The organism is Pseudomonas sp. Irchel s3b2, assembly GCF_900187445.1.
Taxonomy (GTDB): Bacteria; Pseudomonadota; Gammaproteobacteria; order Pseudomonadales; family Pseudomonadaceae; genus Aquipseudomonas.
Genome location: NZ_FYEB01000003.1, coordinates 1 through 12024, shown reverse-complemented (window position 1 = coordinate 12024; position 12024 = coordinate 1). Strand labels below are relative to the sequence as shown.

Annotated in this window: 12 protein-coding genes and 1 tRNA gene; 10 read left to right on the top strand and 3 right to left on the bottom strand. The window is 55.1% G+C overall.

Annotation, left to right across the window (positions count from 1 at the left end; translation table 11 throughout):
* Positions 1-8 precede the first annotated feature (8 nt).
* The 8 genes from CKW20_RS09630 to CKW20_RS09595 all read left to right on the top strand — a co-directional run bounded on the left by CKW20_RS09630 (position 9) and on the right by CKW20_RS09595 (position 6630).
* Positions 9-755, top strand: coding sequence for an ABC transporter substrate-binding protein (locus CKW20_RS09630; protein ID WP_095052722.1), 747 nt, complete (start codon positions 9-11; stop codon positions 753-755).
* A 78-nt stretch (positions 756-833) separates the two neighbouring features.
* Complete coding sequence (locus CKW20_RS09625) at positions 834-1529, top strand: ABC transporter permease (RefSeq protein ID WP_095052721.1); 696 nt, start codon at positions 834-836, stop codon at positions 1527-1529.
* Positions 1526-2215 carry an ABC transporter permease gene (locus CKW20_RS09620; RefSeq protein WP_095052720.1) on the top strand — a complete coding sequence of 230 codons (690 nt, stop codon included), beginning with the start codon at positions 1526-1528 and terminating at the stop codon, positions 2213-2215. The genes CKW20_RS09625 and CKW20_RS09620 overlap by 4 nt, the downstream gene beginning before the upstream one ends.
* A complete protein-coding gene (locus tag CKW20_RS09615; protein ID WP_095052719.1) occupies positions 2196-3425 on the top strand; it encodes a methyltransferase in 1230 nt (409 codons plus the stop codon). Before CKW20_RS09620 ends, CKW20_RS09615 begins: the two co-directional genes overlap by 20 nt.
* A 343-nt stretch (positions 3426-3768) precedes the next feature.
* Complete coding sequence (locus CKW20_RS09610; RefSeq protein ID WP_095052718.1) at positions 3769-4593, top strand: FkbM family methyltransferase; 825 nt, start codon at positions 3769-3771, stop codon at positions 4591-4593.
* A gap of 77 nt (positions 4594-4670) precedes the next feature.
* Positions 4671-4746, top strand: a tRNA-Thr gene (locus CKW20_RS09605).
* A gap of 115 nt (positions 4747-4861) precedes the next feature.
* Positions 4862-5731 (top strand): hypothetical protein, encoded by an 870-nt coding sequence (locus CKW20_RS09600; RefSeq protein ID WP_095052717.1) that lies wholly within the window; start codon positions 4862-4864, stop codon positions 5729-5731.
* Between the two features lie 527 nt (positions 5732-6258).
* A complete protein-coding gene (locus tag CKW20_RS09595) occupies positions 6259-6630 on the top strand; it encodes a hypothetical protein (protein WP_095052716.1) in 372 nt (123 codons plus the stop codon).
* A gap of 517 nt (positions 6631-7147) precedes the next feature.
* On the opposite strand, the gene CKW20_RS09585 is transcribed toward CKW20_RS09595, so the two are convergent.
* On the bottom strand, positions 7148-7897 hold the full coding sequence (locus CKW20_RS09585; RefSeq protein WP_095052714.1) for a hydroxypyruvate isomerase family protein: 750 nt from the start codon (positions 7895-7897) through the stop codon (positions 7148-7150).
* A gap of 197 nt (positions 7898-8094) precedes the next feature.
* Between CKW20_RS09585 and CKW20_RS09575 the strand changes: the two genes are divergently transcribed.
* On the top strand, positions 8095-8997 hold the full coding sequence (locus CKW20_RS09575) for a GntR family transcriptional regulator (protein ID WP_095052713.1): 903 nt from the start codon (positions 8095-8097) through the stop codon (positions 8995-8997).
* Positions 8998-9182: 185 nt separating this feature from the next.
* Here CKW20_RS09575 and CKW20_RS09570 read toward each other — a convergent pair whose 3' ends face one another.
* Entirely contained in the window at positions 9183-9893 is a 711-nt protein-coding gene (locus tag CKW20_RS09570; RefSeq protein WP_095052712.1) for an SDR family NAD(P)-dependent oxidoreductase, read from the bottom strand.
* Positions 9894-9952: 59 nt separating this feature from the next.
* Complete coding sequence (locus CKW20_RS09565; RefSeq protein WP_007897514.1) at positions 9953-10174, bottom strand: 4-oxalocrotonate tautomerase family protein; 222 nt, start codon at positions 10172-10174, stop codon at positions 9953-9955.
* Between the two features lie 283 nt (positions 10175-10457).
* Between CKW20_RS09565 and CKW20_RS09560 the strand changes: the two genes are divergently transcribed.
* Positions 10458-11615: an AAA family ATPase gene (locus CKW20_RS09560; protein ID WP_095052711.1), complete on the top strand. Its 1158-nt coding sequence runs from the start codon at positions 10458-10460 to the stop codon at positions 11613-11615.
* Positions 11616-12024 lie beyond the last annotated feature (409 nt).

Here is a 12024-nt window from a genome sequence, read left to right as displayed (position 1 = left end):
CTACCCGCATGCAGAACTACAAAAAAATCTTCCTGGCCGCTGCTGTCACCCTGGCCTTCAGCGCCGGTGCCGCCGCCGAGACCTTGAAGATGGGCATCGAAGCGGCCTACCCGCCGTTCAACAACAAAGACGCCAGTGGCAATGTCGTCGGCTTCGACAAAGAAATCGGCGACGCCCTGTGCGCCAAGATGAAAGTCGAGTGCACCGTGGTCACATCCGACTGGGACGGCATCATCCCGGCCCTGAACGCCAAGAAGTTCGACTTCCTGATCTCCTCGATGTCGATCACCGACGAGCGCAAGCAAGCGGTGGACTTCACTGAACCGTACTATTCCAACAAGTTGCAGTTCATCGCACCGAAAAACGTCGACTTCAAGACCGACAAGGAGTCGTTGCAGGGCAAGGTAATCGGCGCCCAGCGCGCGACCCTGGCCGGCACCTGGCTGGAAGACAACATGGAAGGCGTTGAAGTCAAACTTTACGACACCCAGGAAAACGCTTATCTGGACCTGACCTCGGGTCGTCTGGACGCCATCCTCGCCGACAAGTACGTCAACTACGAGTGGCTGAAAAGCGACGCCGGCCGTGCGTACGACTTCAAGGGCGACCCGGTGGAAGAAAGCGACAAGATCGGTATCGCTGTTCGCAAGAACGACCCGATCCGCGAGAAGCTGAACATCGCACTGAAAGAAATCGTCGCTGACGGCACCTACAAGAAGATCAACGACAAGTACTTCCCGTTCAGCATCTATTGATTCTGACCTGCCTGACCGGCGCCGTTCGCTGACGGCGCCAGTCCCTGGCATTGCCTGCCGCGATTTGAAAAGAAATCCATGATTATCGACCTCTACGGATTCGGCCCGGCGCTCGCCGCCGGTGCGCTGATGACTGTGAAACTGGCACTCTCGGCCTTGTGCCTGGGGCTGGTGCTCGGTCTGCTCGGCGCCTTGGCCAAGACTTCCCCGTACAAGCCGCTGCAATGGCTTGGCGGTACTTATTCGACGCTGGTTCGCGGCATCCCGGAATTGCTCTGGGTGCTGCTGATCTACTTCGGCACGGTCAACCTGATGCGCGCCCTGGGCGAGTTCTTCGGCAACCCCGACCTCGAACTTAACGCCTTCGCCGCCGGCGTGATTGCGCTAGGGCTGTGCTTCGGCGCCTACGCCACGGAAGTGTTTCGCGGTGCGATTCTGGCGATCCCCAAAGGTCACCGTGAAGCCGGCGTAGCCTTGGGCCTGTCAAAATTTCGCATCTTCACCCGGCTGATCATGCCGCAGATGTGGCGCCTCGCCCTGCCGGGCCTGGGCAACCTGTTCATGATCCTGATGAAAGACACCGCACTGGTGTCCGTTATCGGCCTGGAAGAAATCATGCGTCACGCACAAATCGGCGTGACGGTGTCCAAGCAACCGTTCACCTTCTATATGGTGGCCGCGTTCATGTACCTGGGCCTGACCATTCTGGCCATGACCGGCATGCACTTTATGGAACGACGCGCCGCTCGCGGCTTCGCGAGGAGCACCCAATGAACTGGGAAGTCATCATCAAGTGGCTGCCGAAACTGGCTCAGGGCGCAACATTGACCCTGGAATTGGTGGCCATCGCCGTGATCGCCGGGTTGCTGCTGGCGATTCCGCTGGGCATCGCTCGTTCCTCACGACTCTGGTACGTGCGGGCATTCCCCTACGGCTACATCTTCTTTTTCCGTGGTACGCCGTTGCTGGTTCAGCTGTTCCTGGTCTACTACGGCCTGGCGCAGTTCGACGCGGTGCGTAACAGCGCGATGTGGCCGTATCTACGCAGTCCGTTCTGGTGCGCCACCGTGACCATGACCCTGCACACCGCGGCCTACATCGCCGAGATCCTGCGCGGTGCGATCCAGGCGATTCCGCCGGGCGAGATTGAAGCAGCACGGGCGCTGGGCATGTCCCGGGCCAAAGCGCTGTTCTACATCATGCTGCCGCGTGCTGCGCGCATCGGCTTGCCAGCCTACAGCAACGAAGTAATCCTGATGCTCAAGGCCAGTGCCCTGGCCAGCACCGTGACCTTGCTGGAACTGACCGGCATGGCCCGCACCATCATTGCCCGCACCTACCTGCCAGTGGAGATCTTCTTCGCCGCAGGCATGTTCTACCTGCTGATGGCTTACGTGCTGGTTCGTGGTTTCAAGCTGCTGGAGCGCTGGTTGCGCGTCGATGCCTGCCAAGGGCGTTGATTCCTGCGTGCTGACGGGCGAGGCCCTGCTCGCCCGCTTCACTGCGCTGGATGCTTTTCTGATCGAGCATCAGGTGCTGTGGAAGCCTCGGCCGTTTACCCATCTGCAACTACCTTGGGAAGTGTCCTACCCGGAATTGGCGTTTTGGCTACGCGGGCGCTCGCTGGAGGATGCGGAAAACAGTCATAACCAACCTTGCTTGCTCGATGCGCCGGAGCCGTTTGCTTCATTGGCGGCGATGTCTGCTGAACTGAGCACGGCGGGTGAATTGCCGCCTCATACGCTTGAAGCGGCGGGCCATCGATTGAATGTCGATGTGCCGGGTCGCAAATGGCAGCAGATTGAAGCGTTCGCCGGTTGCCTGCAATTTGCTCATACACCGACGCATTGGCTGGATTGGTGTTCAGGCAAGGGCCATCTGGGGCGACGCCTATTGCAAACGGGTCAACAACTGACCTGCCTGGAATACGATCCGGCGCTGGTCGCCAGTGGCCAGGCACTCAGCCAGCGTCATCAGTTACATGCGCTGCATGTCGAGCAGGATGTACTCGCGCCTGACGCCGCTTCTTTGTTGAATGCCGATCACACGCCGGTCGCGCTGCACGCCTGCGGTGATCTGCATGTACGGCTGATCCAGCTCGCCAGCGCTGCCGGTTGCAAACAACTGGCCATCGCACCGTGCTGCTACAACCGGATTAGTCTGAACACCTATCAGCCGCTTTCCTGCACGGCTGAGCGCTCCTCCCTACACCTTTCCCTCGATGATCTTGCGCTGCCGATGAGCGAAACTGTCACCGCCGGTGCTCGCGTCCGACGTCAGCGCGACACCTCCATGGCCCGGCGCCTGGCGTTCGACCTGCTGCAACGGCAACTGCGCGGCGTCGACGAATACCTGCCAACCCCTTCTCTGCCCAGCGCCTGGCTGGACAAACCTTTCGCCGATTACTGCCGCGATCTGGCCGCACTCAAAGACTTATCCACAGTCAGCACGCCAGATTGGTCCGCGCTGGAAGACGCCGGGTGGCGACGATTGGCCGAAGTGCGCAACCTGGAGCTGCTGCGAGGTCTTTTCCGACGGCCTCTGGAGCTGTGGCTGGTACTTGATCGGGCACTTTTCCTCATTCAGCAGGGTTACACCGTTCGCCTCGGCACCTTCTGCGAAACCCCACTCACCCCGCGCAATTTCCTGCTCCTGGCAGAACGCCCTTAAACAGCCTCAGCCTGTGGATAACTCTGTTGATGGAATTATCGTGGATCCAATATCTAGGCTGTTTTATGCCATAAACACTGCTGGTCATTTTTTGTTCACACAAATAAAAAACCCGCAAAACAGGCATTTGCGGATAAATGAGAACGAGTCTACAAAATCGCAATGAACAGACAATCGCTCCTAGTCCATTGTGCATAAGCATTTCATCAAAACGACATATACGCCGAATAGCGGACATCCACAGCGGAAAATTGCGCCTTGCAATACCTCTTGCTATACCAGCATGCAAGGGTGCCGACAGTGCGACCATGAACAAGAAAAATCTGACCGACAGGATGCGACCGTGACTTTCATTTCTTACGCACAGAATTTCGAAGACATCCGCCTGTGGCGCGCCCTCAAATACGTTGAAAACGGCTTTTACATCGATATCGGGGCCAACGACCCCACCCAAGACTCCGTTACCAAAGCCTTCTACGACCACGGCTGGAGCGGCATCAACGTCGAACCCATGTCGAACTACTACGACGCCCTGTGCCAACAACGCCCCAAAGACATCAACCTGCAATGCGTGGCCGGCGAAAGCGCCGATGACCTGATCTTCTACGGCATCGCCGGCACCGGCCTGTCGACCCTTGACCCGGCTCTGGCCCAGCAACACAAAGATGCCGGCATGGACGTGCGCAGCCAAACCGTCAAATCCCGCACCCTGGCCTCCATTTGCGAACAACACGCACGGAACCGCCCCATCCACTTCCTGAAAATAGACGTCGAAGGCCACGAAGAAACCGTCCTGCGCGGCATGGACTTCACCCAATGGCGACCGTGGATCATCCTCATCGAAACTCCATGGGAGCGCGACCAGACCTGGGAAACCCTCGTCACCGGCGCCGGCTACCAGTCCATCCTGTTCGACGGCATCAACACCTACTACCTCGCCGAAGAACACCTGGCCCTCAAACCAGCCTTCGAGATCCCGCCGTGCAACCTGGACGACTTCCAGTTCTGCAAAGGCCACAACTTCAGCCACCCCGTCACCGATCCCGAAAACCACCTCGCCGCCGCCCTGCAACGCGCCGAACACGCCGAAGCGCAACTGCGGGCGATGCAAAACAGCCGAGCCTGGAAAGCCATTCAGAAACTCAAGAAAGTGCTGGTTCGTGCCTGACCGAAAGCCTGTGTAAAAATAGTCTGAATTCAGGGGTTTACAGAACCAACCCAATCGCTATAATCGTCGCCCAACACGCCGGTATAGCTCAGTTGGTAGAGCAACTGACTTGTAATCAGTAGGTCCCGGGTTCGACTCCTGGTGCCGGCACCATACAAAACAAAGGCTCGCAGCAATGCGGGCCTTTTGTTTATCCGCAATACGTAACACCGCACGTAACAAGAGACTTGTCGAGGCGGTGCGCCAGGGATGGACGAGAGGAATTGCTATGAAATGGCGAGTTTTAGACTGGAAGTTTTTCCTCACTCTCACCGTGGCGATTCTGGGTATTGTCGTGCCATTGATTTGGCAGTCCGATCTGTCCTCTAAGAGTATGGAGCTTCGACTTAGCTCAAGTACTTCACTTGAACCCGCGTCGAAAATCTTGGACTTGCAGGTCGTTTTGGACGGGAAAAAGCTGGAAACCCCTTACTCATCGTCTCTAGAGCTGGTTAATACAGGGTCCAAAACTGTGTTGAGCTCCGATTTCGACAAGCCTATCGAAGTCCTCATCGGTGATGGCGCAAAGCTCGTCACCGCGCGAATCACAGACACCACTCCGAACGACATCCCCGCAGAGATATCCCTATTAGGGAATGCGATACGGATTGCACCGCACCTTTCTAATCCGAAGGACTCTATCTCCCTTAGCATTATCACCTCAGGTGAGAAGCCCGTTTACAGCGTTCGGGGGCGGATAGCGGGAATCCAACATATTCTTTTTACAGATCTGACTCTCCCCAAACCGATCTACGTTCGATACCTGAAGCCGGTCATAAGCGGAGTGGCCGGGTGGGGACTTTTGTGCATGGTCGTACTGTTTTCCTTCGTCCATTTCGATCGGCCAGAGTTCGGAGTACCCAAAGTGGTATCCCTTTTCATGGGCTTAGTTTCGTATTTGGGCGCAGTCCAACTGGCCAGCAGCGCTATAGACGGGTTGGACTTGGGGAATCATTGGGGAATTTTTATTGCAATCGCGGTTATTACAACCGTAACGGCGATAGCAGCCTGCCTGTTTTTCATTCGGCGCTGGAATCGCCAAGCTCGCAGAATTCCCATGACAGCTCCCAAAGTTGGCAGGCTCAAACCGACCGCCTGATGAACGATGATTTAGGCTCGTAGGTGAGGTTTGATTAGTGGCTTTAGTGGCAATAGCGCGGTGTGATAGGCCGAGTTTTTAGAGCCCGTTGCGATGTGTACGCGTATGACGAAACGCCCCTTATGCGAAGCGAAGAAAAATTAGGGCCGCCCCCTCAAAAGCCTGTCAGTTTTGTCAGATTTCTATTCTAACTGCTGTCTAACCCTTCTAAATCAAGCCTCTTAGCCGTTTTTATTAATGTCAGAACGGTGTCAGTGACCTGTCAAAACCTGACAAAACAGCAGTGTCAGATTCACAATTCTCAAACCTCTGTTTTATAAGGGTTTTTTATTTGAGGTGGCAAAACTGACACAAACATCCAACCCCAGTGTCAGATCGGAAACCCAGTAAATACGGGGCCTCCAGAGCATTTGCTGATAGATATCCATGGTCTGACAGGGATTTGGGGGTCAGGTTAAAAAACTTTCATGGGCAGCCCGTAGCTATCCTTCAAAATGCCCCGGCGCGCACTGATCGAGGAAATAAGCATGCGTAAGACAGCATCCCGAGCAGCAGTACCTCTCATCGAAATCATCAAGAACGGCGCGACTTGGGAGGTGCACTGGGATTACCAGGAAGCCCCCGAAAGTTCGATCCTGTTCCAGCGCCGTGAATACCTACGGGGTTACATCGACGGCACCATGGATGACCTGGGCATTCATCCCGACAATGTGCTGTGTGCCAGCGGACTGACCGGGACCGTAAAAAAGTTGAAGGAAGACCAGGTTGTGAAGCTGGGCGATGCTTTGAACCGCGTGCTAGTCCCGCTCGTGACCAAAGAATTCACGCGCCTGCAGAACATGAACATCCTGCCTCATCTTCGGATGGTTGGCCGAGAGCGGCGGACGTGTAGAGGATAGAGGAAGGGAAATTTTCTTTGGTTTTACGGGGGAGTTCTGCGAACAGCTCAAGGATGCTCGAGATCAATTCTTAGAAATCTGCAACCGAATGCAGGCAGCAAGCGGAGACGAACTCTCGTTTTATCGTCGGGTACTGACAAGATTTCATGCGAGAACGAAAAATGTGGAAGGCGCGGTTTCGGACGCTGACAAGCAAGCCATCCTTCAGCTGCAGAAAGAGATCCTAGAGCAAGCTGCCGGCACGAATTGCCCCAGCAATCCACCATCGTCCTCCGCCACGCAAGCGTAACAGCGCGAAAATTGCCCACGCTCTCAGGGACGTCGGTGTTGCTACGACGTAACAACAATCACCGTAACTTATTGATTTTATTGTTAAATTTAAATGACTTGTAATCAGTAGGTCCCGGGTTCGACTCCTGGTGCCGGCACCATACAAAACAAAGCCCTCGCAGAAATGCGAGGGCTTTGTTGTTTCTGGCGTACGTGAAATCCGAGTCCCGTTCACGCGTCGCAAGCACTAAGCACTTAGCTGCTTAATCCAGTCAAGGCTCGCAACGGTAGAACCGGAAGGATGGTATTCACAACCGATCCATCCTGGGTAGCCACGCTGCTCCAGCGTCGCGAACAAGGCAGCAAAGTCGAGGCTCCCCGTTCCCGGCTCGTGACGGCCCGGGCAGTCGGCAATTTGCACATGGACGGTTCTGTCATAAAACCGAGCCAGAACATCTGCTGCATCTGCGGTCAGAAGCTGGGCATGGTAAAGATCGAGAATCAGCCCAACACTCGGGAAGGTCTCCAGCACCTGTTGCGCCTTGCTGAAGTCAGACATGTAATAGCCCGGCATCGCCTCCGAGCTGATCACTTCGATAAGCGGCCGCAAACCCTGGTCTTCTAAGTATTTGACTGCATATTCCAGGTTGCCCCCGAAGATACGCTCGGCATCATCCTGCGTCGTAACGCCCGACATGATGTGGACATTCGGACACGCCAGCGCCTTTGCATAGCTGGCGGCCTGGAGCAACCCGTTGCGAAACTCTTCTTCCTTGCCCTGCAAGGCGGCGATGCCTTTGGTAACGCCAGCCGGTGCGGCGAATTGAATCAACGGCAAACTGTATTGGGCTAGATGGTCGGCCAGTAGACTTGCGTCGAATTCATAGGGCGACGGGAACTCCACCGCCCGAAAACCGGCTGCGGCGGCGGCTTCGATGCGTTGCAGAAAAGGCAATTCATTGAATTGGAAACCGAGATGAGCATTGAACTTGAGCATTGGGTAAACATCCATCCTGGGAAGAAACGAAAACATCAGCCTGGAGCATCCTTCGCAGCTCCAGCACTGCACTATCGGGAGTGGCGTTCTTAGTGCAGACATCCACTGCCTCTTCGTATGGTATTTTCCAACTCCAGTCCGATGGGGCATTTGCCCTAACGGGAACGGACTGAAGCCAACCATTCGAGATAGAACCTGTGATCAAGAAAGACCTCGCCTTGCAGTTGGCCCCGCGCGTCATCGACATGGTTCGCGCCCGGTCGATGAAAGCCGGTGAGCCGTTGCGCGAGCAGACGTTCGCCCAAGCGCTTGGTGTTTCGCGCTCGCCTATCCGGCGAGTGTTTGCCTTGCTCGCCGAGTGGGACCTGGCCATTCAGGAGCCCAATCGTGGCTACTTTCTGAAACAGGGTGCAGGACAGATTCAGGAAGCAACATTCCCTCTTGCCAGTGATCCTTTCGAAGACTTTTACCTTCGCGTGGTCGACGACATTCTTGGCGGTGAAATACCTGCCCACTTTTTCGAAGCGCAGCTGTTGCGTCGTTACGAAGTGCCCCGCGGACAATTGCTCAAGGTACTGAACAGGCTGGCCAGCGAAGCCATGGTGGAGCGCAAGCCGGGGCAAGGATGGGCCCTCAAAAATTTCGTGCATAACGCCCAGACATACATCCAAAGCTACCGCTTCCGGATGGCCATCGAGCCGGCAGCCCTGCTTGAGCCCGGTTATCAGATCGATCACGCCGCGTTTGCCAAAGCCAGGCAGCAACAGCAGGCCATGCTCGATGGGGATATCCACACCTTGTCTCGTGCCCAACTGTTCGAGGTGGGCGCCCAGTTTCACGAACTGATCGTGCAGGGCTCCGGAAATGTTTTTTTCATCGATGCCATACGCCAGCAAAATCAACTCAGGCGTTTCATGGGCTACAAAGCCAACGTCGATCGCACTCGTCTTATGGCGCAATGCCAGGAACACATCCATTTGCTCGACCTCATCGAGTCTGATCGGCGTGAAGAAGCCGCGCAATTTCTCTGGAGGCATCTGGACGAAGTGGGCCGACTCAAGACTTATCAAGGCGTCACGCCAGATGATGATGGAATATAGAGTGCACCACTAACCCCCCATTACTGATCGAAGCTTCGTCAGAACGCTCTCCAATAATTCGCCAATCAGCTTAGCACGATTGTTTCTCTTCAATACAAGATACAAAAATACAGATACCCGCACCCTACAAAACGAAACCCTCGCAGAAATGCGAGGGCTTGTTGTTTCTGGGGTTTGGAAAGGTCTCAGTGCCCCGCACTCTGCCCGCCATCAACATGCAGGATTTCACCAGTAACAAAACCAGCGCTGTCCAGATAAACAACAGCCTGAGCAATATCGCTGATCTCCCCCATGTGCCCTACCGGGTGCAAATTCCCCAGCGCTTCGTGAGTTTCCTCACCATGCATTGGCGTTTTGATGATGCCCGGGGAAACCGCATTCACCCGAATCCCGCGCTTGGCGTACTCGATGGCCAGAGACTTGGTTGCAGCGTTCAAGCCACCCTTGGTCAATGAGGCCAGTACCGACGGCACGCCGTCGATGGCATGGTCCACCAGGCTGGTGGTGATGTTGACGACGTGGCCGCTGCCCTGTTTTTCCATCTCGGTGATCGCGAGTTGGGTGATGTAGAAGAAACCATTCAGGTTGACTGACAGCACCGCGGCGTAGTCTTCGTGGGTGTAGTCGGTGAACGGCTTGGCGACGAAGATTCCGGCGTTGTTGACCAGGGTGTCGATACGGCCAAAACGTTCGATCGCTTCACGGATGACTCGCTGGGCGATCGCCGGGTCGCCGATGTCGCCGGCCACGGTGAGAATGTCCGGATCGGTGGACGGCTGGATCGAACGCGAAGTGGCAACTATCTGGTAATCGAGATCACGGAAGGCCTTGACCATGCCTGCGCCGAGACCTTGGGACGCGCCAGTAATAACGATGACTTTTTTCGAATTGCTCATGATGAACCTCTACGAATAAACGACACACCACATCGGAGACAAAATCGATGGTGACGGTGTTATGACTGCCCCTGCGCCTCAGCCAGTTGCTTTCGGTACTGGGTGGTGGTGATGCCGGCATAGCCCCAGTTATCGGTGTCGACTTCTTCGATCACGATGTGGGTCAGGTCCGGACGCTTGTTGAGGACGCGTTCCAGGGTTTCAGTGATTTCGGCGATCACCTGAGCTTTCTGCTCTGAGGTAACACCGTCGCGGGTGATGCGTACGCTTACGAAAGGCATGGGAAATCTCCAGTGACCTTCTCATCGGAATGATGGGGAGGCGTTGGAGATCAATGTATGTGGTTGGTCTGGGGGGATAAAGGTGGGGGCGGGAACATCATTAGTGACGTGGTGTAATGAGTTCAAAGAGTGTTGTGCCTGGCCCAACGTCAATATAAAAGCCTTTTCCGCCCTAAACGCTCAAATTAATGCTGATCTGAGCACCCTCAGGCCAGTTTCCAATCTTTATGTTAAATTATGGCTGGCCAATAATTATGGCGTACCCATAAAAAGAGGTAATTGCATGAGCAGCATTTTTCAGCGCCCTGAACTGGCTGAACAGATGGCAAATCAGCTTCTCAATCCGGGTGTTCTCGATGAGGGTCTGCGCTCAGGTCTGTTTCTTTCCGGCCTGCGCAGGACCGGTAAAACGACTTTCCTGAGAAATGACCTCATCCCTGCCTTGGAAGAAGCGGGTGCTCTGGTCATTTACGTCGACTTATGGAGCGATACGCTAGCCAACCCTGCAACACTCGTGCATGACGCTATCCGTCAACGTCTGGAAGAACTCCAGACACCCGGCTCCAGTCTGCTCGAAATGCTCAAGCGTGTTAGCGGTGCGGATGTCGGAGCAGCCGGCTTCAAGTTTGGTTTCAAGCTCGACAGCATTGGCAATACAGGTGGGCCAACGTTGGCACAGGCGCTGACTGAAGTGGTCGATCAAGCGAAAACAGATTTGGTGCTGATCATCGACGAAGTGCAGCATGCCATTTCCTCCGACGACGGCAATCAGCTACTCCTGGCACTCAAAGCCACCCGTGATGCGATCAACCCACGCCCGAATACACCGGGCTACTTTCTGTTCATCGGAACGGGATCGCACCGAGCGCAAGTCAGTGAACTGACTGCAAAGCGGAACCAGGCGTTTTCCGGTGCAACGTCGGCGGCGTATCCGGTGCTGAAAGGGGATTACGTTGAGTACCTGCTCAACCGCCTCGCCATGACGGTGAAGAAGGAAAAGTTACCGTCTCTTGAGATTGCCATTGAGGCGTTCAATACCTTGGGGAATCGGCCTGAGGAAATGCTCAAGGCGCTGCGACAGCTCATGCAACAAGAAGGTGATCCAGATCTTTTCTTGCCAGTTATCGCCAGCACATTGCGCTCGGCTGCGGCCGGTATTGAGCTTGAAAAAGTTGAGCAACTGGGGAGTCTGGCTCAGGCTGTTTTCAACAAAATCGCATCCACGGAAGGCGACGCTCGGGGAATTTTCTCCACTGATGCTGCGGCTGAGTATTCGAAGACTGTAGGTCGTGAAGTACGTGTGGAAGAGATTCAACCGGTGGTGATAGCGCTGGTTGCCGAGAACATCATCATGCGACGTGGGCATGGGATTTATGCGATTACGGATCAGTTTGTTCAAGAGATTTGGTTGGAAGAACGAGCATTGATTGATGCTAGTTAGAGATGTATCACTGACGGCGACATGTGCACATTTCGGCGGTTTTTTCGAAGCCCAGACAGACGCCGACACACGGTCAAATACACCCGTTGACACCCGCCTCGCACGGGCAGAAAATTTAATCGAGAGCGCGAAACCGACTGCCTTCAGGTGGCGATAGTCGACGCTAGGAACCCCGTTGATGACCTGAAAATCAGTGCTTGGGTAACCTCTCCTCCCCTGCTTGAGGGAGCACAATATCAAGCACCTTTTCATGAAAGCAGCCTGATCAGGCTGCTTTTTTTTGGTTCTTCACGGAATCCCGGGAAACACAGAAACAAGAACGCCGATTTGATTGATGATGTTCGTGCGAGCAAACACATCTAACAAACCGGCGTTCTTATGCGCGATATTAATACTTTCCTTCCTTTTT

Excerpts from the sequence above, each read along its gene's own strand:
- CKW20_RS09565 (WP_007897514.1), bottom strand. The coding sequence starts at position 10,174 with ATGCCTTTCGTAAGCGTACGCATCACCCGCGACGGTGTTACCTCAGAG.
- CKW20_RS09570 (WP_095052712.1), bottom strand. The coding sequence starts at position 9,893 with ATGAGCAATTCGAAAAAAGTCATCGTTATTACTGGCGCGTCCCAAGGT.
- CKW20_RS09615 (WP_095052719.1), top strand. The coding sequence starts at position 2,196 with ATGCCTGCCAAGGGCGTTGATTCCTGCGTGCTGACGGGCGAGGCCCTG.
- CKW20_RS09625 (WP_095052721.1), top strand. The coding sequence starts at position 834 with ATGATTATCGACCTCTACGGATTCGGCCCGGCGCTCGCCGCCGGTGCG.
- CKW20_RS09560 (WP_095052711.1), top strand. The coding sequence starts at position 10,458 with ATGAGCAGCATTTTTCAGCGCCCTGAACTGGCTGAACAGATGGCAAAT.
- CKW20_RS09600 (WP_095052717.1), top strand. The coding sequence starts at position 4,862 with ATGAAATGGCGAGTTTTAGACTGGAAGTTTTTCCTCACTCTCACCGTG.
- CKW20_RS09595 (WP_095052716.1), top strand. The coding sequence starts at position 6,259 with ATGCGTAAGACAGCATCCCGAGCAGCAGTACCTCTCATCGAAATCATC.
- CKW20_RS09620 (WP_095052720.1), top strand. The coding sequence starts at position 1,526 with ATGAACTGGGAAGTCATCATCAAGTGGCTGCCGAAACTGGCTCAGGGC.
- CKW20_RS09585 (WP_095052714.1), bottom strand. The coding sequence starts at position 7,897 with ATGCTCAAGTTCAATGCTCATCTCGGTTTCCAATTCAATGAATTGCCT.
- CKW20_RS09630 (WP_095052722.1), top strand. The coding sequence starts at position 9 with ATGCAGAACTACAAAAAAATCTTCCTGGCCGCTGCTGTCACCCTGGCC.